The following is a 25,684-nucleotide window of genomic DNA, read 5'->3' as shown; positions in this document are numbered from 1 at the left end:
GAGCAACGAGCGGCGCACGGACGGGAGTTGGGTGCGGCACCCGTCTCGTGCCCGCCCGAGCCTCGCATTGGTCCATACCAATCGGCAAGGGGGAGGGCCGGGAAAGTCGGAGCGGCCCCCCGGGCGCGCCGCCGCGCGACCGGGGAGCCGCCGTACCGGAGGGCCGTCGTACCGGAGGGCCGTCGTGCCGGAGTGTCGTCGTGCCGGAGTGTCGTCGCCGGGCCCGGCGACGGCGCTCAGCCGTTGGCCAGCGCCTGGACGCGCGAGAGGTCGCCGTTGAAGCGGTTGTGGTCGCCGACCGTCGGGCCGGTCGAGGTGTACTGCCACATCGTGTAGTACCCCCAGCCCGCCGGGAGTTCGCCGACCGCCGTCGCGTACCGCGCGACCCAGAGCGGGTTGGTCGCGCCGAAGCCCGCGTAGTTGCCGGTGCACTGCGTCCACCAGCTCGTCGCGGTGTAGATCACCGCGTCCCGGCCCGTACGCGCCTTGTAGCGGTTCAGGAAGTCGCGGATCCACGTGACCATCGCGGACTGCGACTTGCCGTAGCAGGTCGCTCCGTACGGGTTCCACTCGATGTCGAGCACGCCCGGCAGCGTCCGGCCGTCCCTGGACCAGCCGCCGCCGTTGTTCACGAAGTAGTCGGCCTGGGCCGCGCCCGTCGTCGTGTCGGGGGTGGCGAAGTGGTACGCGCCGCGGATCATGCCCACGTTGTAGGAGCCGTTGTACTGCTGCGCGAAGTAGGGGTTCTTGTAGTAGGTGCCTTCCGTCGCCTTGACGTAGGCCCACTTCACCCCGCTGTTCCACAGGGTCGACCAGGCCACGTTCCCCTGGTGGCTGGAGACGTCCACACCCTCGGTCTGGGCGGCGCGGGGCGCGCCCGGCGTACCGGCCGAGCCGTCGTGCGCGAGGACGCCCATGCCCATGTGGGCGGAGCCGCGCGCGGGGACGGCCTCGGCGTCGGGGCCGGCGGCGCTCGCCGGGCCGGAGAGGGCGAGGGGCAGCAGCAGGGCCAGGGCCGCGAGCGCGGCGCCGGCGAGGGTCGTTCCGGATCTGTGCACGGGCATTGCGTGCCTCCGAAAGGCTCGGTGGGGGGACGAGTCGACCAGTCCTGGTATGGACATGTCACGACTGACGCTACGCACGTAGACCCGTCCGGCGGAAGAGGGGCCGGGTGCTGCCGTTGGTCTACTCCTGCGAAATACTGGGGGAGCTGCGGCGATGGCCGCGACTGAAAGAAACTTTCAGCGACCGGAAAGCGCGCGAGGGGTGCTGACGTGCACGGAAGCGGTACGGGGAGTGAAGGCGACCCCACCGGGAGATCGCTCGGGGGGAGTGGTGTGGACCAGGAATTCCTGGCGCTGGAGAGGGAGCTGGCGGTCTTTCTGCGCCGGGCCCGCGCCCAGTCGGGCGAGATGGCCCGCGAGGTCCACCCCGAGCTGGAGTCCTCCGCGTACGGACTCTTCGTACGGCTCGACGACACCGGGCCGCAGCGCGCCACCGAACTCGCCGGCTACTTCGGCGTCGGCAAGGCGACCATGAGCCGTCAGCTGCGCACCCTGGAGGACCTCGGTCTCGTCGCCCGCGACCCCGACCCCGCGGACGGACGCGCCTCGCTCGTCCGGCTGACGGCGGAGGGTCGGCTCCGTTTCCGGCGGGTACGGGACGCACGGCGCGGACGGTACGTCCGCAAGCTCGCCGACTGGGACCGCGCCGAGGTCGCCGAACTGGCCCGCCTGCTCCACCAGCTGAACGAGCGCGCCGAGAGCTGAGGGGCGATCGGGGGGCGGGGCCGCGCGTGAGCCACCGGGGAGCCGTTCCGGGGGAGCCCATGCCGGGGAGCTCGTACCGGGGTCGTCGGACCGACGGAGCACGCGCCGAGGTCTCAGAGGAGCGCGTAGGCCGCCGTCGCGTCGTCGTGGCGCTTCCAGCGGTGCACGGCGGCGCCCGCCACCTCCAGCGCGCGGACACGCGTCAGCAGCCCGTGCGCGCCCTCCTCGCGGAGCACCCCGAAGCAGTCCGCCCAGTCGCCCTCGCCGAACAACTCCACCCAGCGCGACGCCCCGTCCGTGAGCGCCGCCAGCGCCCGGACGTCCGCCCGGGGCGTCGTCCCCGTCACCGCGCGCCGCGCCACGTCCGGGTCCGCCGCCGCCGTGAAGAAGCCGCCCTCCCGGTTCCGCAGCCGGTCCGTCGCGGTCAGCGAGCGGCGGACCTCGTCCGGGACCCGGTCGAGGCGGTCGTCGAGCACCGCCGTCACCGAGCCGTCCCGGGCCTCCAGGAGGAGCACCGCGTCGGACAGGACGAGGTGTTCGACGTGCGTCGCGTCCCAACGCGCCATCGCGACGGTCGCCTGGGGCGTACGGACGTGAGAAAGGTCACAGGTTCCCCGGTGGGCGTCCGCGGTGCGCCGGATTGCCTCCGCCAGGACCTCCGGCAGCGTCAGATCGCCCCGCGAAGCGGACAGTTCGGTCAGGGAGCCGCCCAGGCGGGCGGTGAACCAGGGCACGTCGTGCACACAACCGTCATCACCGACCGGCGGCGTCACCCCGTCGAGCACCACGACCGCCCCGCCCCCGCCGGACGCGGGTAGAGCCGCGGCCGCCCAGTCCTCGTTGGGGCGTTCGGTACTGCCGGGAAGGGTGACGATCTCGCTGCGCATGATCCCCAGTCTGCCCCCGTGACGCCGCGGGCGACGGCACTCCTTCACAGCGTCTCCAAACGGCCGAACATGGCATGTACCAAGCCTTCGAAGCCCCTACGAGAGGCGGAAGCGGAACCTCCGGGAAGCTGCGGGCGGGCATCCTGCCAAAGCCCGCGCGGAAGATCCAACCGGCACCCCGCACGGACGCGCGGACGGTCCCGCGCGGAGTTGTTCGCCAACTCAGGAGTGTTGTTCACTCGTTCGGGTGGCGGAGCGGCCGATGCGCGTCCCCTTCCCAGAAGCGCTGGAATGGTCGGAAGCCGTACCAGGGGTGGGGGCGCTCTAACACGTGACCGGTCGTCACCTCTGCTTCATGGGCGGACGAGTCGAGAATGCGAGCACCGGTGCAGAAGAAGCGGCCTCGGAGCAACAACGGCACGCGGAGCCAGGCCCCCGGTGACCCGCTGAGCACGGGGAGCGCCGCGGGCCCCGGAGCCGCGCCCGGGAGCGCCATGCCTACCGGGCCCGGGAGCACCATGCCCACCGGAGCCACGCCCACCGGAGCCACGGGAACCACGCCCACCGGCCCTGGGAGCCCCACGCCCACCGGAGCCGCGAGCACCCCGCCCGTGAGCAGCCCGTCCGCGAGCACTCCGCCCGCCCGCACCGGGCGCCCCAAGCGCGTCCGCAACCGCCTCGTCGCCGGTGTCGCCCTCGTCGGTGTCACCGTCCTCGCCGCCGGCGCGCCCGCGATCCTCACCACCTCCGGCGAACTGACCGACTCCCAGCGCCTGGTCACCCTCGCCGAGCTGGACCGGCAGGCCGTCACCCTCGCCCACTCCCTGGCCGACGAGCGCGACGAGGTCGTCGCGTACATCGCCGCGGGCCGCGACGAGCAGTCGGCCGACGCGGAGGACAAGCGCCAGGTCACCAGCACGCGTTCCACCCGTGTCGACCGTCAGGTCGACGAGATCCGGCCCGCCGCCCCCGCCGAGCTGCGCCGCGACCTCGCGGGTCTGCCGTCCATCCGCCGTACCGCGCTCACCGGCAAGGGCACCGCCCTCGAGGCCCACCGCGCGTACACGGACGTCATCGCCAAGCTCCAGGCCCTCGCCGACGAGCTCGCCGACCAGACCCCGGCCCGCGCCGCCGACGCCTCCAAGGCCCCCGCCGAACTCGGCCGCGCCGTCGAACAGGCCTCGGCCGCCCGCGGTCTGCTGCTGGCCGCCCTCGCCGTACCGCGGCCCGAGTCCGACCGCGTCGAGTACGACCCCGTCACCGGCACCTACGTCCCCGTCGAGGCGGAGGGCGCCGCCGAGGCCGACCGGACCCGCAACACCCTGACCGCCGCCGCCCAGCAGGCCCGGGTCCGCGAACTGGCCGCCCTCGCCGACTTCGACCAGGCCGCCAGCTCCACCGGACGCGACCGCCTCGCCGCCACGGTCACCGGCCCCGACGTCAAGAAGGCCGAGAGCCTGCTCGCCAAGCTCACCGACCAGCCGACGCTGACCAACTCCGAGCGCAGGACCGACCCCGAACAGCTGGAGGCCGCGCTCTCCGCCCGTATCGAGCAGATGCGCGGCGTCGAGTCCTCCCTCTCCGCCACCCGGGTCGAGCGCCTCTCCCAGCTCCGCGACGACGACGTCACCGCGCTCGAAGTGCGCATCGCGTTCCTCGGCGGCTGTCTGCTGATCGCCATCGGCATCTCGACCTACGTCGCCCGCACCCTCACCCGGCCCCTGGCCGTCGTGCGCATCGGCGCCGCGCGGCTCGCCGCGGCCCCCGAGACGGAGGCCGAGGAGCCGATCCGCTTCACCGGCCGCAACGACGAGTTCGCCCAGGTCGTACGGTCCCTCAACACCCTCCACGGCAAGCTGGCCGACCTCGGCCGGCGCGCCGGGCGGCTCGACAGCGAGCGGGCCGACCTGGCCGGGGCCCGCGAGGCGCTCGGCGCCGAACTGGCCGCCCAGCGCGCCGAGCTCCAGGGCCACACCGCCCTCCTCACCGCCGAGCTTGAACGGCTCCGGCACAGCGTCCACCACACCTTCGTCAACCTCTCGCTGCGCAGCCTCGGGCTCGTGGAGCGGCAGCTCGGCGTCATCGAGAAGCTGGAGGAGCGCGAGCAGGACCCGGACCGGCTCGCCACCCTCTTCAAGCTCGACCACATGGCGACCGTGATGCGCCGCCACAGCGAGAACCTCCTCGTCCTCGCCGGGCACGAGCACGTGCACGGCCACCCCGGGCCCGTCCCGCTGGTGGACGTGTTGCGCGCGGCCGTCAGCGAGATCGAGCGGTACGAGCGGGTCACCCTCCAGTCCCTGCCGCCGCACGCCCAGATCGCCGGCTTCGCCGCGGACGACCTCAGCCACCTGATCGCCGAACTCCTGGAGAACGCGACCTCGTTCTCGCCGCCCGACGCCCAGGTCCAGCTCTCCGGCTGGCTCCTGGAGAGCGGCGAGGTCATGCTCTCCGTCCAGGACGAGGGCATCGGCATGACCGAGTCCCGGCTCACCGAGCTCAACGCGCGGCTCGCCGAGGCCGACCCGGCCGACGTGGAGGGCGAGGGGCTCGGCATCCGCGTCACCGCGCTGCTGGCCGCCCGCCACGGGGTGCGGGTGCAGCTGCGTGAGCAGAAGCAGGGCGGCATCGCGGCGGTCGTCGTCCTGCCGCTGCCGCTGCTGCCGACGGCCCCGCCGGTCGCGGGCCCGCCGGCCGTCCCGGTCGGCGGCGCGACGCCCACCCTGAACCTGCCCGGGTCGGTGGCGGAGGCCAACTCCAACACTCTCCCGTCCCGTACCCGCGACCCCCTCGTGGAGGCGGCGGAACGCGCCATCGAGGCGGCGGCCCAGGAACCCCGGGCCGCGCAGGCCCCTCAGGCTGAGCCCCGGGCCGCGCAGGCCCCTCAGGCTGAGCCCCAGGCCGCCCGGGCGCCCGCGACGGAGGCCCAGACCCCCGCGACGGAGACCCAGACCCAGGCCCCCGCCGCGGAAGCCCAAGCACCGCGGGCGCAGCCCCAGGCCGCCCCCGAGCGCCCCGCGTCCCCGCCGGAGTCCGAGGCTCCTTCGGAGGCCGAGGCCACCCTGGGGTCCGAGGCAACCCTGGGGTCCGAGGCAACCCTGGGGTCCGAGGCCCCCGTGGGGTCCGAGGCCAACCTGGAGTCCGAGGCCCCCGTGGAGCCCGAGAGCACCCGGTCGTCGGAGGCCGGTTCGGTCGCCGAGACCACGCTCCAGGTCCGGCTGCCCGCGCCGCCCCCCGAGCCCGACACGCACGAGCGCGCCCCGGAGGAGACCGAGCAGTCGGCCGCCCCGCGCCTCACCGACAAGGGCCTCCCCAAGCGCACGCCGAAGATCGTCGCGCAGGCCGGGGCCGTACCCGCGCCGCGCGCCGGCGGCGTGGACCCGGAGGCCCTGCGCCGCAGGCTCGGCGGCTTCCACCGAGGAGCCGAGGAGGGCCGCAGGGACGTCGAGGCCGAGATGGAAGCACGTACCGAGGAGAAGGCGGGGGAGAACGTCGAGGAGGCACGCGGTTGACTGCGACCGGAACACCTGAGACCGGAACGTTCGGACTGAGCACGGAAGCCCGCAACCTGCACTGGCTGCTGGGCAACCTCGTCGAGGAGGTGCCCGGGGTCCGCTCGGTCGCCGTCGTCTCCTCCGACGGACTGCTGCTGCTCTCGTCCGACCCGGCGGCGCAGGAGACCGCGCCCGCACCGGACCGCCCGGCCGGGCCGCGGGGGTCCAGCGCCGACCTCGCCACGATCGTCTCCGGCATCGGCAGCCTCACCATCGGCGCCGCCCGGCTGATGGACGGCGGCGGGGTCAAGCAGACGATGGTGGCCATGGAGGAGGGCAGCGTCTTCGTCATGTCCATCAGCGACGGCTCACTGCTCGGCGTGCACGCCGAGCCGGACTGCGACATGAGCGTCGTCGCGTACCACATGGCCCTCTTCGTCGGCCGCGCCGGACACGTCCTCACCCCCGAACTCCGCAGCGAGCTGCGCAAATCGATGGAGAGTGCCCAGTGACGTCCCTGTCTGCGGGGCACACCGCCCCTTCTCTGCGGCTGCCGGTACGGGGTGACGGGCGCCGCCCCGCGCGCGTACGCCCGTACTCGCTCACCGGCGGCCGCACCCGCTTCGGCCACGTCCTGCTCGTCGAGACCTTCGTCGCGGCGCTGGAGGCGGGGCCCGAGCGCAAGGAACTGACGGACGGCGGGCCGGCCGCCCGGGGGCTCATGCCGGAGATGCGGGCGATCGTCGAGATCTGCCGCCGGATGCGTACCGTCGCGGAGATCTCGGCGCTCCTGAAGATGCCGTTGGGTGTCGTCCGAGTGCTGCTCAGCGACTTGGCCGACCAGGGAAAGATCCGTGTGTACGGGACCGGTCACGGCACCGGGCAGCCCGACCGCGCGCTCCTCGAAAGGGTGCTGAGTGGACTCCGCCGTCTCTGAAGCCGCTGCCCCGGCCCTCGCCGGAATCCCCGTCCAGCCCGAGCCGGTTCCCGAACGCCAGGACATAGGCACCGAAGACGGCGCCCAGGACTGGCAGCTCGACCACACCCGGGCCCCCATCGCGACGAAGGTCGTCGTCGCGGGGGGCTTCGGCGTCGGCAAGACGACGTTCGTCCGGGCCGTCTCGGAGATCACCCCTCTCCAGACCGAGGCCCTGATGACCCGGGCCAGCCAGGAGACCGACGACCTGACCGCGACGCCCGACAAGCTCACGACGACCGTGGCGATGGACTTCGGCCGGATCACCCTGGACGACGACCTCGTGCTGTACGTCTTCGGCACGCCCGGCCAGCAGCGCTTCTGGTTCATGTGGGACGACCTGGTGCGCGGCGCGATCGGTGCGATCGTGCTCGCCGACACCCGTCGGCTGACCGACTGCTTCCCCGCTCTCGACTACTTCGAGAGCTGCGGGCTGCCGTACATCGTCGCCGTCAACCACTTCGAGGGCACCGAGCGGTTCGAGCCCGAGGACGTCCGCGAGGCGCTCACCGTGCCCCCGGCCGTACCGGTCGTGATCATGGACGCGCGCAAGCGCTACAGCGTGGTGGAGACGCTGCTCGCGACGGTCACGCACGCGCTCGACGCCGCCCCCGAATAGGCCGCCGCCGTCCCCGAACAGCCTGATTGACTCGATAGGAACACCCGCCATGCGGAAGATACTCATCGTCGGAGCCGGCCAGTCCGGTCTCCAGCTCGCCCTCGGACTCCAGTCGCAGGGGTACGAGGTCACCCTCATGTCCAACCGCACGGCGGACGAGATCCGGTCCGGCCGGGTCATGTCCACCCAGTGCATGTTCGACACCGCGCTCCAGCACGAGCGCGATCTCGGCATCAACTTCTGGGAGTCGCAGGCCCCGCGGATCGAGGGCCTCGGCGTCTCCGTCGCCGCCCCGGACGGCGGCCGTGCCATCGACTGGGTCGGGAAGCTGACGGGCCACGCCCAGTCCGTCGACCAGCGGGTGAAGATGGCCGGCTGGATGGAGACGTTCGCCCAGCGCGGCGGCCAGCTCGTCATCCACGGCGCCGCCGTCTCCGACCTGGACTACTTCTCCCGTACGTACGACCTGGTGCTGGTCTCCGCCGGCAAGGGCGAGCTGGTCTCCATGTTCGGCCGGGACGCTGCCCGCTCCCCTTACGCCGAGCCGCAGCGCGCGCTGGCCGTCGCGTACGTCCACGGCCTCGGCCCGCGCCCCGAGCACCCCGACTTCGACGCGGTCCGCTGCAACCTGGTCCCGGGCGTCGGCGAGCTCTTCGTCATGCCGACCCTGACCACCTCCGGCCGCGCCGACATCCTCTTCTGGGAGGGCGTGCCCGGCGGCCCGCTCGACGCCTTCCAGGGCGTCAAGGACCCCGCCGAGCACCTGTCGCTGACCCTGGAGCTGATGGAGCGGTTCACGCCCTGGGAGTACGCGCGGGCCACCAAGGTCGAACTGACCGACGCGGGCGGCACGCTGGCCGGCCGTTACGCCCCCACCGTCCGCAATCCGATCGGCCGGCTCCCCGGCGGGGGTCTGGCCCTGGGCGTCGCGGACGTCGTCGTCGCCAACGACCCGATCACCGGACAGGGCTCGAACTCGGCGTCCAAGTGCGCCGCGGCCTACCTCGCGGCGATCGTCGAGCACGGCGACAAGCCCTTCGACGAGGGCTGGATGCAGTCGACGTTCGACCGCTACTGGGACACCGCGCAGCACGTCACCAAGTGGACGAACGCGATGCTCGGCGTCCCGCCGGAGCACGTCCTGAACCTGATCGGCGCGGCGGGCCAACTCCAGCCGGTCGCCGACCGCTTCGCGAACGGCTTCAACGACCCGTCCGACTTCGAGAACTTCTTCTACGACCCGGAGAAGACCTCGGCCTACCTGACGTCGGTCGCCGGGGCCTGACGGTCACGGAAGAGGGCGGTCGCCGGGCGGGTGCCCGGCACCCGCCCGGGGGTCACACCCGGCGGAGGCCCTGGTTGGCGCCGCCGTGGCAGTCCCACAGCCGCGCGCGGGCGGCCGGCTGCGTACTCCAGCCCGCCACCTCGAGGCACTGGCCGGGGTGGCCCGCGCCGGATCTCGACCGCGCCCCCGTATGCCGGCCCTCGCCGGGCGAAGGGTGCTCAGGCCGCACCCCGGTCGAACCCCTCGTCCGTGCCGTCCGTAGCTCCCGTCGGGAGTTCGGGGGGTGTGTACGTCGTCAGGGGCTCGGCGGTCGGGTCGGGGCGGACCGCGCCCAGGAGGGGGTTGGCGGCGATCGGGGAGACCTTGACCCTCGCGCCCGGGCGGGGCGCGTGGACGACCAGGCCGTCGCCGAGGTAGATCGCCACATGGGTGGCCTCGGGGAAGTAGACCACCAGGTCGCCGGGGCGCAGGTCGCTCAGCGGCACTCTCGGGAGGGTGCGCCACTGTTCCTGGCTGGTGCGTGGGATCTCCCGGCCGGCGCTCGCCCAGGCCTGGGAGGTCAGTCCCGAGCAGTCGTACGACTCCGGTCCCTCCGCGCCCCACACGTACGGTTTGCCGATCTGCCGTACCGCGTACCGGAGCGCCTCGCCGCCCTCCCGTGAGGGGGCGCGGTCGCCGTCCAGGACGCCGGAGTCGAGCAGCTCCCGCTGGGCGCCGGCGGTCTGGGTCCGTTCCAGTGACGTCAGCCGCGCGAGCCGGTCGGGCGGGAGCGAGGCGAGCAGCTTCTGGACCTCCGTGAGCCGCTTCTGGACGTCGTCGCGCTGCTTGTGGCGGCGCGTGGCGAGGGTCTGCTTCCGTTCCAGGGCCTCGCGGGACGCGGCGGCCAGCTCGTCGGCCTTCCGCTCGTCCGCCGTGAGCCGCGCGACGGTCCCCGCCCGGTCGCGCGTCGCGCGGGCCATCAGGCGGCTCTGGTCCAGGGCCTGCTGGGGGTCGTCCGCGAGGAGCAGCCGCAGGTACGGGGAGAAGGCCGAGGACGTGGCCCGCCCCTGGTACTGCTCCCGCGCGAGCCGCCCGGCCGCGTCCCGCCCCTGGGCGAGGCGCTCGCGGGCGCGGGTGAGGGCCTCGGTGACCTTCTTGGTGTCGGCGGTCTGGAGGCGCAACGCCTCATCGGTGGCGTTGAACGCCTCGGTGGCCTGCTCGGCCTGGCGGTACAGGGTCCGCAGGCGGGTGAGCAGCCCGGACACCGAGGTCCCACCGGAGGGCGGGAGCGCGGCCGCGTCGTCGGGCGCCGCGTCGTCGGTGCTTCCCGTCCCGCTCGGGTCCGTCGGGTCCGCGGGGTTGGTCGGGTCCGTCGGGTCCGTCGGGTCCGTCGGGTCCGTCGGGTCCGTCGGGCCCGTTGGGTCCGCGCGGTCCGTCGAGGTCTCCGCCCTCTGTGTCGACTCCTCGCCCTCGACGGGCGTGGGAGCTTCCGCCGGGGTCTCCACCGCGGAGTCCGCCGGGTCGTCCGCCGTCGCCGTCGGGACTCCCGCCAGCGCCGTCGACGCGGCGAGCACCCCCGTGCAGACCGTGCGCAGCAGCCTTCCTGACACGCCATCACCTCCTGCGGAGATGATGACGGGACCGTGCGGTCGGATGAGCTCACAAAGGGGCGAACCGGCCCAACGGCCTCACCCGTTCGGCTTGGTCCAGGGCCACTTCGGCGCGAACCGCTCGCGGCCCTCGGGGACGTACTCGTAGACCCAGCCGCGCGGCAGCCCGAGCCGCTTGGTGTGGCCGGCCGGATCGCGGCGGTAGGCGTGGACGGTGGGCGGGCCGCCGTCCGCGTCCGGTACCGGCACTTCGTACCACTTCGGCGGATGTCCGGTCGGGCCGACGAGGACCGGCAGGACCTGGCCGTCCAGGGGGCCGCCTCGGAAGGGGGTGTTCTCGCTTCTCACGGGACCAGTCTCGTACACGCCGGTCTCACAGGAGGTGCGCGGCCTCGCTCACCACCGGGGTCACCCGTCGCGCCAGCGTCCCCACCGGCCCCTCGGGGGTCTCCTGGGCGAGGAGCCGTGGGACGACCGCCGCCGTCTCCTCGTCCGTCGCCGCCGTGGCCGCGAGCAGCGCCACCAGGTGGTCGACCAGCCAGTCCCGCAGCTCACCCGCGGCGGGCTGCTTGCCCTCGTCGAGCCAGATCAGCGAGGCCGCCTCCACCGCCGCGATCCAGGTGCGGACCATCATCCGCAGCCGGGGCCCGGGCGCGTCCACCCCCAGGTGGACGAGGATCTGCTCCGCCGCCGCCCGCCGGACCTCGTCGACGATGGCGCTCGTCCGGGAGGTCTCGGCGACGCTGCCGCCCTGGAGCAGGGCGCTGAACCCGGTGTCGTGCCCGTCCACGAAGGTCAGATACCGGTCCAGGACCCGGCCGAGCCGCTCGGTCGGCGGACCGGCCGGCGGCTCGGCGAAGCAGCGCTCCAGCGCGTCCGCGGAGGAGCGCAGGGCCGCCTCGTACAGCTGCTGCTTGCCGCCGGGGAAGTAGCGGTAGACGAGCGGCCGCGAGACGCCCGCCGCCTCGGCGACGTCGTCGAGGGAGACCTCGTCGGGCGCCCGGTGCGCGAAGAGCGTCAGGGCGGCGGCGAGGAGCTGCCCCCGTCGCTCCTCGACGCTGAGCCGGCGGTACGCGGGCGAAGCGGCACTGGTCATGGACCGCAGGGTAGCTCCGCGGGGTGACACCGTGGGGTGCCCGCCCAGGCCGGAGTGTCTCCCTAGGCCAGCAGCCCGGAGGACTTCCAGAGGCGGCGGCCCGGTCCGCGGAGCACGCCGATGTCGTCGAGGAAGTCGGTCAGCCGTCGGGCGCCGGACTGCATGACCTCCCGGCGGTGCCCGCTCGCCCGGACCTGGGCGACCGCCTGGCGGCGGTCCAGGCCCACGTTGTCGTACACCTGCGGGTTGACGAAGCACGTGGAGAAGACCCGGGCGGCCTCGCCGCAGCTCAGCCGGGTGAACTCCTGCTCCCAGCGCGGCGCGGTCGCCATCTGGCGGCGCAGCTCCTCGCGGGCGTAGCGGACGTGCCGGGCCTCCTCGACGACGTGGATGCGGGTGACGCCGCGTACCAGCGTCTGGACCCGCTCGTCCGGGAAGGTCAGCCGCTGCATCCAGTCCAGGATCTCCTCGCCGAGCAGGGTGGCCGCGAACGAGCCGGGGGTGGTGGAGACGGTCTTCAGGACGCGCGCCAGGTTGTGGTAGATCCGCGGTACGGGGTAGGCGGGCGCGCCGCCCTTCTGGATCATGCGGGCGAACATCATCGAGTGCCGGCACTCGTCGGCGATCTCGGTGAGCGCGTACCGCACGTGGTCGCTGGTCAGGGACTTGTCGTAGATGTGCCGGACGAGCAGCTGCATCAGGATGATCTCGAACCAGATGCCCAGCGAGGCGAGCGAGGCGGCCTCGTGCCGGGCGAGGTCCATCCGCTGCTCCTCGGACATCCGCCGCCACATCGGGGTGTCGTAGAGGGAGACCAGCTCCGGCGGCCAGAACCACTTGCCGTCCTCGAGGGGCGCGGCCCAGTCGAGCTCGGTCTCGGGGTCGAAGGAGTGCTTCAGGGAGGACTCCAGGAGCCGCGCGGCGACCTGTTCCCGGTCGCGGAGCGGGCCGAGCGCGTCCCGGAGGAGAGTGAAGTCCTGCTCGGTACGGGTGGTCATGACGGTGAGGCACCTCGCTGTGCTCGCGGTCGGGTTACCGGTACCGGCGGTCGCGGTCACCGGCGCTCGCCTTTATGAGACTGCTCGTCAGCAAGCCCGTCAATCCCTTGTGCGCGACTTGTTGACCAGATGTCTACCAAGGTGTCAGCCTGCCCGGAGGAGCACGCCCCGTGAGAGCAAGGAGTCGTCAGTGTCGACGCACGACCTCTACACGAAAGCCACCGGAGACCCCGTCTGGCAGGTCCCCGCCACCGGTTCGGCCCGCTTCAGCTGGGACTACGACGACGGCCGCGAACGCCTCCTCGCCCTCTACCAGAAGGGCAAGGACAAGCAGTGGGACGGTGCCAGGCGCATCGACTGGGACCTCGAGGTCGATCCGTACGACCCGCTCGGCACCCCGGACGACGTCCTCACCCTCCACGGCACGCGCCACTGGGCGAAGATGACCGAGAAGGACAAGGGTGACCTGCGCCGGCACTACGCCTCCTGGCAGTTCAGCCAGTTCCTCCACGGCGAGCAGGGCGCGATGATCTGCGCCGCGCGGATCGTCGAGTCCGTCCCCGACCTCGACGCCAAGTTCTACTCGGCGACCCAGACCATGGACGAGGCCCGGCACGCGGAGGTCTACGGCCGCTTCCTGCACGAGAAGATCGGGATGCTCTACCCGATCAACGACAACCTCCAGGGCCTGCTCGGCGACACCCTGCGCGACTCCCGCTGGGACATGCCCTACCTCGGGATGCAGGTCCTCATCGAGGGCCTGGCCCTCGCCGCCTTCGGGATGATCCGCGACACCACCGACAAGCCGCTCCCCAAACAGATCCTGGCGTACGTGATGCAGGACGAGGCCCGGCACGTGGCCTTCGGCCGGATGGCGCTGCGCGACTACTACAAGCAGCTGTCGGACGCGGAACTGCGCGAGCGCGAGGAGTTCGTGATCGAGGGCTGCTACCTGATGCGCGACCGGCTGCGCGGGGTGGAGGTCCTGGAGAACTTCGGCATCGGGCGGAAGGAGGCGGAGGAGTTCAGCGAGCAGAACGAGTTCCTGCACCTCTTCCGCAAGCTGCTGTTCAGCCGGATCGTCCCCTGTGTCAAGGACATCGGTCTCTGGGGCGAACGCCTGCAGAAGGCCTATCTGGACATGGGCGTCTTCGACCTCGGCGACTCGAACCTGGACCTGCTCATGACCCAGGACGAGGAGATCGCGGAGGCGCTGGACCGGGAGCGGTTCGCGGCGGAGGAGCGGGAGCGGGTGGCGGAGGTGACGGAGGCGATCGAGCAGGGCGCGGGGGAGGCGTAGCGCGGGGGAGGCCGGCGCGGGGCCGGGAACGGCCCCTGGGACTCCCGGCCGTCATACGGGTGACGTACCGTGCGCGGCATGAGCATGCCGCCACCACCGAACCAGCCGCCCCACCACCCGTACGGCGGTCCCGTACCGCCCCCGCAGCAGCCCGGCCCGTACGGCGCGCCGCCGCAGGGGTACCCGCAGCAGCCCGGCTACGCCCAGCAGCCCGGTGTCCCGCAACAGCCCGGCCACCCGCAGCAGCCCGGTGTCCCCCAGCAGTACGGCGGACCTCAGCAGTACGGCGGACCCCAGCAGTACGGCGCCCCCGGCGCCGGTGGCTGGGGGCAGCCGTCGATGGGGCAGCCGCCGAAGAAGAAGCGGACCGGGCTGATCGTCGGGATCGTCGTCGGCTCCCTGGCCGTCGTCGCGGGCCTCGGCTACGCCGGGAAGCTCGTCCTCGACGGGGCCGGGGTCACCGGCGAGTTCCCGGAGGCGACGCACCGGCTCGTCGTGCCCAAGACCCTCCTGGACGGCACGTTCACACTGACCAACGATGCCTCCAAGACCGAGGGCAAGGAGGTCGAGGACACCTTCGACCCGTCGGTCAGGGACGTCAAGGCGGCCATCGCGCAGTACACCGGCAAGGACAGCGCGGTTCTCGTCGTCTCCGGCTTCCACGGCAGGCTCAAGGACCCGGCCGCCACCCGCGCGTCCATCCTCAGCGGCGCCGCGAAGGACAAGGGCACCACCGTCGCGGTCCCGCCGAAGGACTTCGAGCCGGCCGGGCACGGCGTCACCGTCAGCTGCCAGGTCACCACCACCAAGGACGCCACCGGGACCGCGACCCTGCCCATGTGCGCCTGGGGCGACGACAACACGGCCTCCTTCGTCGCCGTCGTCACCCCCGAGTCGGCCACCGCCGACCCGCAGGACGTCGACCTGGCCGAGCTGGCCGAGACGACGGCCAAGGTCCGCGCGGAGATGCGCAAGCCGATCGGCTAGCGGCGGGGTCACGAGCGCCGCTGCGGCCGCGAGGCGATCGGCCGGTGGGCGAGCCGTGAGACCCGCTCCGGCCGCGAGCCGATCGGCCGCCGGTCGGGCCGGGAGCGCCGCTACGGCTGCTCCTTCGGGCGCAGCGCCTCCTCCATCACCGCCCGGGCGATCGGCGCCGCGCTGCCGCCGCCGCTGATCTCCGTACGTCTGGCCTCGGCGTCCTCGACGACGACCGCGACCGCCACCGCCGGCTGGGCCGCGTCCGACGCCTGCGCCCAGGCGATGAACCAGGCGTACGGGGTGCCCGTGTTGCCCAGGCCGTGCTGGGCCGTGCCCGTCTTGCCGCCGACGGTCGCCCCCGGGATCGCCGCGTTGGTGCCCGTGCCCTCCTCGACCGCCCGGACCATCAGCCGCTGGAGCTGGGTCGCGGTCGAGGGGCGCATCGCCTGCCGGTAGCTGCGCCGGCCGGTCGTGTCGACCGTCGTGCCGCCGGCCGTCGTCGTCCGCTCGACCAGGTACGGGTGCGCGATCTCCCCGTTGTTGGCGACCGCCGCCGCCACCAGCGCCATCTGCAGCGGCGTCGCCGTCGTGTCGAACTGGCCGATCGAGGAGAGCGCCAGCTGGTCGTCGCTCATCTCGTGGTCGAAGTTCGACCTGGCCACCCACGTCGGGATCGTCAGACCGGTGTCGTTGAAGCCGAACCTCTCGACCGCCTCCGTCATCGAGGTGAGCCCGACGTCCACCCCGAGCCCCGCCATCACCGTGTTGCAGGACCACTGGAGCGCGTACGCGAGGGACGCGTTCGCGCACCCGGTGGCCGCGTTCGGGAGCGTCTGGCGGGTCCCGGGCAGGACGAACGGGTCGGGGGTGTCCGTGGGCGCCTCGACGTCCCGCACCACGCCCGCGTCGAGCGCGGCCGCCGCCGTCACGATCTTGAACGTGGAGCCGGGCGGATACGTCTGCCGGATCGCCCGGTTCAACATCGGCTGGTGCGGCGAGGCGGTGAGCCGGGCCCAGGAGCCCTTGACCCCGGCGCCCGTCCCGGACAGTTCGCCCGGGTCGTACGAGGGGGAGGAGACGAGCGCCAGGATCCGCCCGCTGGACGGCTCGACCGCCGCCACCGCGCCGCGCTTGCCGTTCAGGCCCCGGTACGCGGCCTCCTGCATCGACGCCCGGATCGTCGTCACCACGTCGCCGCCGGCGAGCCGCCCCCGGGTGAGGTCGCTCCAGAACGGGAACGGCGCCAGCATCGGGTCCGTGCCGGCGAGGACACCGTCCTCGGCGTGCTCCACGAAGGTCGTGCCGTACGTCTGCGAGGCGAAGCCGGTCACCGGCGCGTACAACGGGCCCTGGGTGTAGGTCCGTTCGTAGCGCAGCTGCTGTCCGCTGTCCCGCGAGCCGGTCACCGGCCGGCCGCCGACCACGATCTCGCCGCGCGGTTCGCCCCAACGGGCGATCGCCACCCGCCGGTTGGCCGGGTTCTCGTCCAGCGACTCGGCCTGGAAGATCATCACCCGGGCCGCGTTGACCAGCAGGGCCGCCAGCAGGACCAGGCAGAGCCCGGCCGCGCGCCGGATGTACGGGATCACCGGGCGTCCTCCACGATCGGCGCGATGATCCCGGTCTCGACGAGCTCCGGGCGGGGCGTGCGGGCCGAGTCGCTGACCCGGATCAGCAGCGCCACGATGATCCAGTTGGTGACGACGGAGGAGCCGCCCTGCGCGAGGAACGGCATCGCCATGCCGGTCAGCGGGATCAGGCCCATCACCCCGCCGGCGATGACGAAGACCTGGAGGGCCAGGATGGAGGCGAGGCCGATCGCGAGCAGCCGCCCGAAGGGGTCGCGCAGGGCGAGCCCGGCCCGGTAGCCGCGCGCGACGAGCAGCCCGTAGAGCAGGAACAGGGCGGTCAGTCCGAGAAGGCCCAGCTCCTCGCCCGCCGTCGCGAGGATGAAGTCGGACTTGGCGGCGAAGCCGATGAGGACGGAGTGGCCGAGGCCGAGGCCGGTGCCGAGCATCCCGCCGGCCGCGAAGGCGAACAGCGACTGCGCGAGCTGGCTCGGCCCGTCGCCCGCCTCGATGGAGGCGTAAGGATTCAGCCAGTCCTCGACGCGGCTGTGGACATGCGGTTCGAGCGAGCCGACCGCGAACGCCCCGACGCCCGCCAGGAGCAGCCCGACCGCGATCCAGCCGGTCCGGCCCGTCGCCACGTACAGCATGATCACGAAGAGGCCGAAGAAGAGCAGCGAGGTGCCGAGGTCCCGCTCCAGGATCAGGACACCGACGCTCAGCAGCCAGATCGCCGCGATCGGCCCCAGCACCCGGCCGGTGGGCAGCTGGAGCCGCCAGATCCTGCGGCCGGTGTACGCGAGGGCGTTGCGGTTGGCCGCCAGGTAGGCGGCGAAGAAGACGGCCAGCAGGATCTTGGCGAACTCGCCCGGCTGGAAGGAGAGTCCGCCGAGTCGGATCCAGATCTTCGCCCCGTTGACCGCCGGGAAGAAGATCGGCACGAGCATCAGGAACAGGGCGGTGGCCATGGACAGGTACGCGTACCGCTGGAGCACCCGGTGGTCGCGCAGCAGCACCACGACCGCGCCGAAGAGCGCCACCCCGAGCGCCGACCAGACCAACTGCGGGAGGGCCGCCTGGTCCTTCGGCGTCTCCAGGTCGAGCCGGTAGATCAGCACCAGGCCGAGGCCGTTGAGCAGGACCGCGATCGGCAGCAGCAGCGGATCGGCGTACGGCGCCCGGAACCGTACGGCGAGATGGGCCAGGAGCGCGAGACCGCCGAGACCGGCCCCGTAGCGCAGCGCGTCCGGCGGCACCGCGCCGCTGCGGGCCAGGCCGACGTCGACGTAGCCGAGGACGGAGATGAGGACGGCGCAGAGGAGGAGGGAGAGTTCCACGCCGCGGCGCTTCGGGACGCGTAGCCCGGGCGGGCGAGCGTCCGCCGTCGTTGCGGTCATGGGTCGCAACGTAGCAAGCGATATGGCTTATATCCCTTATGTGTGACGGTGTGCCGTCACGCCTCCGGATCCTCGCCCGGCTCGGCCAACCGCACGTACTCCGGCAGCGTCAGCCGCGCCTCGGCGCCGCCGTCCGGCGCCCCGGCGAAGACCAGCCGCGCGCCGATCACTTCGGCCTGGCCGACCGCGATCGTCAACCCGAGTCCGTGGCCCTTGCCGCCGCTCTCGGTACGGAACCGCTGCGGGCCGCTCGCCAGCAGGTACTCGGGATAGCCAGGGCCGTGGTCCCGTACGGTGACGAGGGCGCCGTCCACGGTCAGGACCACCGGCGGGGCGCCGTGCCGGTGCGCGTTGGCGACGAGGTTGCCGAGCACCCGTTCCAGGCGGCGCCGGTCGGTCTCGACCGTCGTGTCCCGCACGATCCGCACCTCCGTCGCGGTGCCGGACACCCGCACCACCCGCTCGACGATCGCGCCGAGGTCGTGCACCGCCAGATCCACGGTCTCGTTGCGGGCGTCCAGCCGGGAGATCTCCAGGAGGTCCTCGGTCAGCGAGCGCATCGCCTTGACCCGGTCCCGCACCAGCTCCGACGGCCGCCCCTCCGGCAGGAGTTCGGCCGCCGCCGACAGACCGGTCAGCGGGGTCCGCAGCTCGTGCGCGACGTCCGCCGTGAAGCGCTGCTCGGTCTGGAGCTTGCGCTGGAGCGAGGAGGCCATCGTGTCGAGCGCCCCCGAGACCGTGGCCACCTCGTCCTGCGGGCGGGCGGGGTCCTTCGTACGGGGATCGTCGACCCGCGCGTCGAGGTCGCCCGCGCTGATCCGCCGGGCCACCTGGGCGGTCAGATGCAGCCGCCGGGTGACCCGGGTGACCGCGAACGCGCCCACCAGCAGGGTCGCCCCGATCGCGAGGACCGAGGAGCCGAGGATCGACCGGTCGAGGCCGTCGATGATCTCCGAGCCCGTGGAGTAGTCCACCCGCACGGCGAGCGCGCGGCTGTCGGCCGGGCCCGCCGCCCACATCGTCGGCCGGCCCCGGTGGTCCTCGACGACCGTGCCCCGCTGGCCGCGCAGGGCCAGCGCGCGCAGCTCCTCGGGCAGTCCCTCGGGGTCGATCCCGGCGCCCCGGGGGAGCGGGTCGCCGGCCTCGTAGGCGCGGGAGGCGGTGGTGAGCCGGGTCAGCGCCCGCTCGCGGAAGTCGTCGACCGTCTGGCCCGCGACGGAGACATGGACGAGGACGCCGAGCAGCGCCGCCAGGGCGCAGCACATGACGGTGATGAAGACCGCCGACTTCCAGGTGAGCGTGGCGGTCCAGGCCGGCAGGCGGGGCCGTCGGCGCGCGCGCCGCGCCGTCACGAGGGTTCCACGAACGGGTCGTCGGAGGCTGAGGGGGCGGGCGCGGGCGTGGGCGAGGAGCCCGGCGGCGGCGGCTCGGCCGAGGGCTTCACGAGCCGGGGCTCGGGCGCCGGGGAGGCGGACGGCCCCACGGGCTTGACGCGGACGATCTCGTCCCGGGTCGGCAGCATCGCGCCCTGCTGCTCGTCCCAGGACCAGGCCGTGCGGTACTCGTACCCGGGAATGCCCGCCGAGGCTGCCCGCACGATCAGGTCGCGGCCGGCCAGCTCCACGCTGATCACCTGGTCCACGGTGGACATGATCCGGGTGAGCCCGCCGTTCTCGGCGAGGTAGACCCGCACGCCGACCTGCTGGTCGGGCATCGTGATGCCGACGATCAGCTCGTCGCGGCCGTTGCCGGTCAGGTCGCGGTAGTACGGCCGCATGACCGGGCACTTCGCCGGCTCCTCGGCGCACCGGGAGATCTGCCGGGCGGTCTCCTGGTACATGCCGTCGGCGCCGGAGTACGTGTCGGGGTGGGCCCGCACCTCGGCCTCGACCACGGCGACGGCGTCGACCCTGCGGACGTCGTTGCCGGGGACGTCGATCCCGGGGACGGATTCGGTGTCGGTCTCGCCGTAGTCGAGCGGCGGCGCGGTCGCGGGCGGCAGGCCGGGCCAGAGGCGGACGGGCCCGACGGCGGTGGGCGTGGCTCCGGCGCTCTGCAGCTCGCCCTCGGTGCCGCAGCCGGACAGCGCGAACGGCGCCGCCACGGCCAGGGCCACGGCGGCGACGAACGGCAGTCCGCGCTTCCTCACTCTGCTCCTCGGGTGGTGCGCTCCCCGCGACCGACTGTCGCGCGAGGTCGGCGAGGAGGGATCAGGCACGGCTCGGGGCGGCCGGTCTTCCCCTAGACCTTATTCGCAGGGAAGTCCTTTTTGTCGACCTGCTGGATCGCGCGGACCCCGAAGGCGGCCGTCGTCAGCTGATGGGTTCGACGGTAAATGTCCGCTATTGCGGCCTTGTAACAGGAAGCCGTAGACGCCGCGACGAATCCGTCACAGCACCGGTCCGGCGCCGGACACCCCTAGCGGTCCATCCGGTCGAGCGCCGCTCGGCAGAAGGTCAGCAGCTTCTCGTCCTCGTGGACGTCATGGCTGCTGTAGCCGCTCTCGCGCACGTTGTGCCGCCGCCGCCGGTCCAGTTCCGTACGGATCACCCAGCGCGCCGACGCCGCCGCGGGGCCCATCTCCGCCAGGCACTCCGCGATGTCCACACGCGCGTGCCGGTTCTCCTCCCAGGCCGCGAGCAGCACCGGGAGCGACGCCTCCGTGTCCCCGGACACCCGCCACAGGGACGCCGCGCTGCGCACCCGCACCCACAGGTCGCGCGAGGCGAGCCCGGGGAACAGGCCGGCCGCGCCGGGCGCCGCCGCCGGGCCGATCGCGCCCAGCGCCCGGGCCGCCGCGCACCGGTCGGGCGCCGTCGCGTCCGGACCCAGCCAGGCCACCAGCGTCGGCAGCACGGCCTCCCGGTCGCCCTCGACCGACCAGAGCGTGAGCGCGGCCTGCGCGGAGACCGCCGCCGCCTCGCTCTCCAGCAGCGCCCGCGCGTCCGGGATCACCGCCCGCGCGGCGGGCCCGAAGGCGGCCAGGGTCGTCAGCGCCGCCTCCTGCACCCAGTCCCGCCGGTTCGGCGGCGCCCCGCGCAGCACCCGCAGGACCTCCGGCACCGCCTGCACACCCCGGACCGACGCCAGGGCGAAGAGCAGCGGCGCCGCGTGCTCGTACAACCGGTCGTCCAGCTCGACCCGGGCGAGCCTGCGGCGCAGCAGCGGCGCGAGCGGCGCGGCGGCAGGGCCGAGGGTGGGCACGGCGTAGAGCAGATCCCGACGCACGTCCGGCTCCACCAGGGCGCGGGCGAGCAGCGGCACGGCCCGGGCGTCCCCGGAGCGGGCGAGGGCGAGCAGCGCCCTGGCGCGACCGTCCGGCGCGCCGGGCGCGCCCTCCGGCCGTTCGGCCCACTCGGGCCGCTCGGGTCTCTCCGGCCGGCGCGCCAGCCGTGCCGCGAGCGCGTCCGTGGCGGGTCCGGTCAGCTCGAAGAGGCCTTCGAGGAAGGCGGTGGCGGCCTCGCGGAGTCTCGGCTCGGGGTCGGCGAGCTGCGCCCCGACCAGCCGCACCACCTCTTCGTACCGGCCGCGCCAGACCCGTATCAGCCCCCCGCACAGCCAGATCGCGTCCAGCCGCTGGCACCGGTCGGGGCTGCGCAGCTGGGCGAGGATCAGCGCGGTCCGCTCCTCGACCCGGTCGTCGAGCGCGGTGTGCAGGGTCCGCATCAGCTCGTCGGTCCACGGCGTCGGGCGGCCGGTGGAGCGCTCCTCGAAGAGCTCGCGCACCTGCCCGGCGGCGCCGGGCCCGCCCAGCTGCCGGGCGTCGGGCTCGGGCGGCGCGGTCCGCACCTCGTCCAGGAGCCGCGTCACCCGCTCCACCACGTCGTCCGGGACCTCGCCGGGGGCGCACCGGGCCAGCTGCGCGAGGGCCGCGAGCCGCAGCCCGGGCGCCTGGGCCGCCCGCGTCAGCCAGCCCAGCCAGTCGACGGTCTCGTCCCGCAGCGACTCGTGCCGCCGCGCGATCCGCCCCACCGCCTCCACCAGGGCGAGCCGCACCTCCGTGTCGCGCTCGACGGTCAGCCGCTCCCGCAGCAGGGTCAGCACGCGGGCCGGGTCGGGGTGGAGCGAGGCGAGCGCGCAGGGGGCGGCGAGGCGGACCTCCGGGTCCGGGTCGCCGACGAGGCCGAGGAAGACGTCGGCGCCGGCCGCGACGGCGGCGGCGGCCATCGCGTAGTTCGCGGCGGGGATGCACTCCTCGTCGTCGGTGTCGAGCTCGTCCAGCTCCTCCTCGCCGCTCAGGTCGATCCCGCCGACGCTGGTCAGCAACTCCACGATGCCGCCCCGGTCCTGGACCGCCGGGTCGGCGACGAGTTCGAGCAGGAAGGGGATGCAGGCGAGCGTCGAGTCGTACACGTCGCCCTGGTGGTGCACCGCGCCGTACATCCCGTCGAGGGCGAGTTCCCGTTCGGCCGGGTCGGACGAGGCGAGTCCGCGCAGCATCCCCGGTACATCGTCGGCCGGGCCGTAGGCATGCCCCAGCGAGGCCCAGTCGACCTCCTCGATCCCCGTCAGCATGCGGCCGCCGCCTTCCCCGTGAGCGCTGTACCAGGCAGCAAGTGTGCACCACCGCACCGTGAACCAGGACCCGCTGAGCGGACGCGGTCTCCGAAGGGCCCTCGGGCCGCTCGCTTTGCGCCATCCACGGGAACGGGGCCCGGAGTTGGTCCGTCCGGCGGGGCGGAGGGACTCGTCCGACCGCCTAGCCGTCGGACCGTACGCGCACGAAACGGGCGGTCTCCTGCCGGCCCGACAGCTGGAGCAGCTCCACCGGCAGCGGCTCGGCGAGCAGGGTCACCGGACCGTGCTCGGGGTCGTTCACGGGCTCCCCGAGGCGGCCCGCCGCGAGCCCGCCGACCTCGCGGGCCTGCGCCGGGGTGAGCTTGGGCGAGGTGGTCACCGTACGGTCGTCGGGAAGGCGTACGACCAGGGCCCGGGGCCGGTCCACCGGGCCGACCAGCGCGAGGAGCGTGCCGTCGAGGGTGTCCGTGTGGCGCACCTTCCGCCAGGACCAGGTCTCGCCCGCCCGGTACGGCGAGCGCAGCGCCTTCGCCACGATCCCCTCGACGCCCACGGGCCGCAGATCGCGGAACCAGCCCCGGGCGGTCTCCTCGTCCGGCGTCGCGAGGACGCGCTGCACGGGCGGCGCGATCTCCGCGAGGACGGCTCCGAGCAGCCGCCAGCGCTCGGCGAGCGGCAGGGCCCGGACGTCCCGCCCGGGGACCGCGAGGACGTCGAAGGCGATGTACGAGACCGGGACGCCCGACCGCCTGCGGTCGCCGGCCGAGCGGAGCAGGTCGGTGAAGCTCAGCCGCCCGTCCCGGTAGGCGCACAGCTCCCCGTCCAGGACCGTCCCGACCGGCAGGTGGGCGCCCAGATGGGCAGCGATCTCGGGGAACTCCGGGGCGAGGTCCCGGTGCGAGCGCGACTGGAGCACCACCCTGCCCCCCTCCAGGACGAAGGCGAGGGCGCGGAATCCGTCCAGCTTGAGGGAGTACTGGAACCCTCCGGGCGTGGTCCCCTGCGCGGGGATCTCGTCCGCCGGGCGGGGGCGCATCACGTCGACGGGCGGGCGCAGGACGGGGCCGTCGGCGGGGCCGCCGGAGCCGGTCACGGGGGCCGGGGTCACGGCAGGACCCCGGCCCGGTCCGGGTCGAGGAGCGGCCCGAGCAGATCCCCGTACCGCTCCAGACGTGGCGCGATGTCGTCCATCAGAAGGACGAGCCGTTCGGGCGCGTCGCACGCCTCGACCTCCTCCCACGTCACCGGCGCGGAGACGGCGGGCCGGGTGCGGGCACGCAGGGTGTAGGGGGTGGCGGTGGTCTTGGCGGCCGCGTTCTGGCTGAAGTCGACGAAGACCTTGCCCGGCCGCAGCGCCCGGGCCATCCGGTGGACGACCAGCGTGGGGTGGTCCGCCTCGGCCCGGACGGCCAGCTCCTTCGCGTACGCCGAGACCTGCTCGGACGGGGTCGGCTCCAGCGGGACGAGCAGGTGCAGACCCTTGGAGCCGGAGGTCTTCGCGAAGGCCTCCAGGCCGTCCGCCGCGAGCTGCTCGCGCAGCCAGGTCGCCACCCGGCAGCACTCCACGACGGTCGCGGGCGGCCCGGGGTCGAGGTCGAGGACGAGGCGGTCGGCGACGGCGGGGGTGTCGGCCCGCCACTGGGGGGTGTGGAACTCCACCACCAGGTTGGCCGCCCACATCAGCGACGCGAGGTCCTGGATCATCACCTGCCGGGCGCGGGGGTCGTCGGAGCGGGGGACCGGGGTGGTCTTCACCCAGGCGGGTGTGCCGGGCGGGGGGTTCTTGGTGAAGAAGAGTTGCCCTTCGGGGCCGTCCGGATAGCGCAGGAAGGACACCGGCCGGTCGCGCAGATGGGGCAGGATCGCCGCCCCGACGGTGGCGTAGTAGTGGAGCAGCTCGCCCTTGGTGGTGCCGGTGGCCGGGTGGAGGACCTTGTCCAGATTGCTCAGCGGGAGGCGCCGCCCCTCCACCTCCGTGATCGGCGTCATACCATGAGAATCCCACGAATCCGGCAAACGCATACGTAGTGCGACAAAGACCTTGGAAAGGGATGAACCGTGCGATCCATTTGGAACGGCGCCATATCCTTCGGCCTGGTCAGCATCCCGATCAAGCTCGTCAACGCCACCGAGAGCCGGTCCGTCTCCTTCCGCCAGGTCCATCAGACCGACGGCGGCCGCATCCGCTACCGCAAGGTGTGCGAGCTGGACGGCGAGGAGGTCTCCCAGGCGGAGATCGGCAAGGCGTACGAGGAGTCCGACGGGACCATGATCCCGATCACGGACGAGGACCTGGCGGCGCTGCCGCTGCCGACGGCCAAGACGATCGAGATCGTGGCCTTCGTGCCGGCCGGCGAGATCGACCCGCTCCAGATGGACACCGCGTACTACCTCTCGGCGAGCGGGGTGCCGGCCGCCAAGCCGTACACGCTGCTGCGCGAGGCGCTCAAGCGGAGCGACAAGGTGGCCGTCGCCAAGTACGCGCTGCGCGGGCGGGAGCGGCTCGGGATGCTCCGGGTCGTGGACGACGTGATCGCCATGCACGGACTGCTCTGGCCGGACGAGATCCGGGCGCCCGAAGGGGTGGCCCCGGAGAACCCCGTCGCGGTGCGGGAGGCCGAACTCGACCTGGCGGACGCCCTGATGGCCACCCTCGGCGAGGTCGACATCAATACCCTGCACGACGACTACCGGGAGGCGGTCGAGCAGATGATCGCGGCCAAGGCGGAGGGCGGCGCGGCGGTGGCGCCCCCGGAGCCCGAGGCGGCGGGCGGCGGCCAGGTCATCGACCTGATGGCGGCCCTGGAGAGCAGCGTCCGCGCCGCGAAGGAGGCCCGTGGGGAGGGCGCAGATGTCGCCGAGGTCACCGAGCTGACGTCGCGCAAGAGCGCGCCGCGCGCCCCGAAGGAGACGGGCGCGCGGAAGTCCACGGCGAAGACGGCGGCCAGGAAGACGACCGCCCCGGCCCGCAAGTCGACGTCCAGGACGGCCGGGGCGGGCGCCAAGGAGGGCGAGAAGAAGGCGACGGCGAAGAAGGCCACGACGAAGTCCACCGCCAAGACCGCCGCCGCCAAGAAGACCACGGCGAAGAAGACGACCGCGAAGGCGACCGAGAAGAAGGCCACGGCGTCGGCCAGGAAGGCGACACCGCGCAAGCGGTCGGCGTAGCGGGCGAGCGGGGGGTGCCCGGCGGTCGGCGGCCGGGTGCGG

The 25,684-nt window shown here is 73.5% G+C and carries 22 protein-coding genes; 9 read left to right on the top strand and 13 right to left on the bottom strand.

Annotation, left to right across the window (positions count from 1 at the left end; translation table 11 throughout):
• Positions 1-236: 236 nt before the first annotated feature.
• On the bottom strand, positions 237-1,064 hold the full coding sequence (locus tag ACIPPS_RS02125) for a lysozyme (RefSeq protein ID WP_401425716.1): 828 nt from the start codon (positions 1,062-1,064) through the stop codon (positions 237-239).
• A 210-nt stretch (positions 1,065-1,274) separates the two neighbouring features.
• Between ACIPPS_RS02125 and ACIPPS_RS02120 the strand changes: the two genes are divergently transcribed.
• Positions 1,275-1,769, top strand: a complete 495-nt coding sequence (locus tag ACIPPS_RS02120; protein ID WP_401425714.1) for a MarR family winged helix-turn-helix transcriptional regulator — start codon at positions 1,275-1,277, stop codon at positions 1,767-1,769.
• 113 nt (positions 1,770-1,882) lie between these two features.
• Here ACIPPS_RS02120 and ACIPPS_RS02115 read toward each other — a convergent pair whose 3' ends face one another.
• A complete protein-coding gene (locus tag ACIPPS_RS02115; RefSeq protein WP_401425712.1) occupies positions 1,883-2,656 on the bottom strand; it encodes a hypothetical protein in 774 nt (257 codons plus the stop codon).
• Between the two features lie 374 nt (positions 2,657-3,030).
• On the opposite strand from ACIPPS_RS02115, the gene ACIPPS_RS02110 reads away from it, so the two are divergent.
• The 5 genes from ACIPPS_RS02110 to ACIPPS_RS02090 are packed head-to-tail and all read left to right on the top strand — an operon-like array spanning position 3,031 to position 9,030.
• The gene (locus ACIPPS_RS02110) at positions 3,031-6,168 is read left to right on the top strand and encodes a nitrate- and nitrite sensing domain-containing protein (RefSeq protein ID WP_401425710.1); all 3,138 of its coding nucleotides are present in this window, start codon (positions 3,031-3,033) and stop codon (positions 6,166-6,168) included.
• The gene (locus ACIPPS_RS02105) at positions 6,165-6,662 is read left to right on the top strand and encodes a roadblock/LC7 domain-containing protein (protein ID WP_401425708.1); all 498 of its coding nucleotides are present in this window, start codon (positions 6,165-6,167) and stop codon (positions 6,660-6,662) included. Before ACIPPS_RS02110 ends, ACIPPS_RS02105 begins: the two co-directional genes overlap by 4 nt.
• Positions 6,663-6,667: 5 nt before the next feature.
• Positions 6,668-7,087 (top strand): DUF742 domain-containing protein, encoded by a 420-nt coding sequence (locus tag ACIPPS_RS02100; protein ID WP_401427162.1) that lies wholly within the window; start codon positions 6,668-6,670, stop codon positions 7,085-7,087.
• Positions 7,068-7,745 carry a GTP-binding protein gene (locus ACIPPS_RS02095; RefSeq protein WP_401425706.1) on the top strand — a complete coding sequence of 226 codons (678 nt, stop codon included), beginning with the start codon at positions 7,068-7,070 and terminating at the stop codon, positions 7,743-7,745. The genes ACIPPS_RS02100 and ACIPPS_RS02095 overlap by 20 nt, the downstream gene beginning before the upstream one ends.
• A gap of 49 nt (positions 7,746-7,794) precedes the next feature.
• The gene (locus tag ACIPPS_RS02090; RefSeq protein WP_401425704.1) at positions 7,795-9,030 is read left to right on the top strand and encodes a styrene monooxygenase/indole monooxygenase family protein; all 1,236 of its coding nucleotides are present in this window, start codon (positions 7,795-7,797) and stop codon (positions 9,028-9,030) included.
• A gap of 218 nt (positions 9,031-9,248) precedes the next feature.
• On the opposite strand, the gene ACIPPS_RS02085 is transcribed toward ACIPPS_RS02090, so the two are convergent.
• From ACIPPS_RS02085 to ACIPPS_RS02070, 4 genes are all read right to left on the bottom strand, one after another.
• A complete protein-coding gene (locus ACIPPS_RS02085; RefSeq protein ID WP_401425702.1) occupies positions 9,249-10,619 on the bottom strand; it encodes an NlpC/P60 family protein in 1,371 nt (456 codons plus the stop codon).
• Between the two features lie 78 nt (positions 10,620-10,697).
• Complete coding sequence (locus tag ACIPPS_RS02080) at positions 10,698-10,967, bottom strand: hypothetical protein (RefSeq protein ID WP_401425700.1); 270 nt, start codon at positions 10,965-10,967, stop codon at positions 10,698-10,700.
• A gap of 25 nt (positions 10,968-10,992) precedes the next feature.
• Positions 10,993-11,715, bottom strand: coding sequence for a TetR/AcrR family transcriptional regulator (locus ACIPPS_RS02075; protein WP_401425698.1), 723 nt, complete (start codon positions 11,713-11,715; stop codon positions 10,993-10,995).
• 62 nt (positions 11,716-11,777) lie between these two features.
• The gene (locus ACIPPS_RS02070; RefSeq protein ID WP_401425696.1) at positions 11,778-12,713 is read right to left on the bottom strand and encodes a diiron oxygenase; all 936 of its coding nucleotides are present in this window, start codon (positions 12,711-12,713) and stop codon (positions 11,778-11,780) included.
• A gap of 190 nt (positions 12,714-12,903) precedes the next feature.
• Here ACIPPS_RS02070 and ACIPPS_RS02065 point away from each other — a divergent pair, with 190 nt between their 5' ends.
• Positions 12,904-14,013, top strand: coding sequence for a ferritin-like domain-containing protein (locus tag ACIPPS_RS02065; protein WP_401425694.1), 1,110 nt, complete (start codon positions 12,904-12,906; stop codon positions 14,011-14,013).
• A gap of 78 nt (positions 14,014-14,091) precedes the next feature.
• Positions 14,092-15,000 (top strand): hypothetical protein, encoded by a 909-nt coding sequence (locus ACIPPS_RS02060; RefSeq protein ID WP_401425692.1) that lies wholly within the window; start codon positions 14,092-14,094, stop codon positions 14,998-15,000.
• 110 nt (positions 15,001-15,110) lie between these two features.
• On the opposite strand, the gene ACIPPS_RS02055 is transcribed toward ACIPPS_RS02060, so the two are convergent.
• From ACIPPS_RS02055 to ligD, 7 genes are all read right to left on the bottom strand, one after another.
• Complete coding sequence (locus ACIPPS_RS02055) at positions 15,111-16,580, bottom strand: penicillin-binding transpeptidase domain-containing protein (RefSeq protein ID WP_401425690.1); 1,470 nt, start codon at positions 16,578-16,580, stop codon at positions 15,111-15,113.
• Positions 16,577-17,956: an FtsW/RodA/SpoVE family cell cycle protein gene (locus ACIPPS_RS02050; protein WP_401425688.1), complete on the bottom strand. Its 1,380-nt coding sequence runs from the start codon at positions 17,954-17,956 to the stop codon at positions 16,577-16,579. Before ACIPPS_RS02050 ends, ACIPPS_RS02055 begins: the two co-directional genes overlap by 4 nt.
• Positions 17,957-18,012: 56 nt before the next feature.
• Positions 18,013-19,308 carry an ATP-binding protein gene (locus ACIPPS_RS02045; protein WP_401425686.1) on the bottom strand — a complete coding sequence of 432 codons (1,296 nt, stop codon included), beginning with the start codon at positions 19,306-19,308 and terminating at the stop codon, positions 18,013-18,015.
• The gene (locus ACIPPS_RS02040; RefSeq protein ID WP_401425684.1) at positions 19,305-20,105 is read right to left on the bottom strand and encodes a hypothetical protein; all 801 of its coding nucleotides are present in this window, start codon (positions 20,103-20,105) and stop codon (positions 19,305-19,307) included. The genes ACIPPS_RS02045 and ACIPPS_RS02040 overlap by 4 nt, the downstream gene beginning before the upstream one ends.
• Positions 20,106-20,374: 269 nt before the next feature.
• Positions 20,375-22,471 (bottom strand): PBS lyase, encoded by a 2,097-nt coding sequence (locus tag ACIPPS_RS02035; protein WP_401425682.1) that lies wholly within the window; start codon positions 22,469-22,471, stop codon positions 20,375-20,377.
• Between the two features lie 184 nt (positions 22,472-22,655).
• Positions 22,656-23,582 (bottom strand): DNA ligase, encoded by a 927-nt coding sequence (locus tag ACIPPS_RS02030; protein WP_401425679.1) that lies wholly within the window; start codon positions 23,580-23,582, stop codon positions 22,656-22,658.
• A complete protein-coding gene (gene ligD, locus ACIPPS_RS02025; RefSeq protein ID WP_401425677.1) occupies positions 23,579-24,463 on the bottom strand; it encodes a non-homologous end-joining DNA ligase in 885 nt (294 codons plus the stop codon). Before ligD ends, ACIPPS_RS02030 begins: the two co-directional genes overlap by 4 nt.
• Before the next feature lie 69 nt (positions 24,464-24,532).
• Here ligD and ACIPPS_RS02020 point away from each other — a divergent pair, with 69 nt between their 5' ends.
• The gene (locus ACIPPS_RS02020; RefSeq protein WP_401425675.1) at positions 24,533-25,642 is read left to right on the top strand and encodes a Ku protein; all 1,110 of its coding nucleotides are present in this window, start codon (positions 24,533-24,535) and stop codon (positions 25,640-25,642) included.
• Positions 25,643-25,684 lie beyond the last annotated feature (42 nt).

This window comes from Streptomyces sp. NPDC090127, from assembly GCF_044746945.1.
Taxonomy (GTDB): domain Bacteria; phylum Actinomycetota; class Actinomycetes; order Streptomycetales; family Streptomycetaceae; genus Streptomyces.
This window is presented reverse-complemented; position numbering and strand designations above follow the sequence as displayed.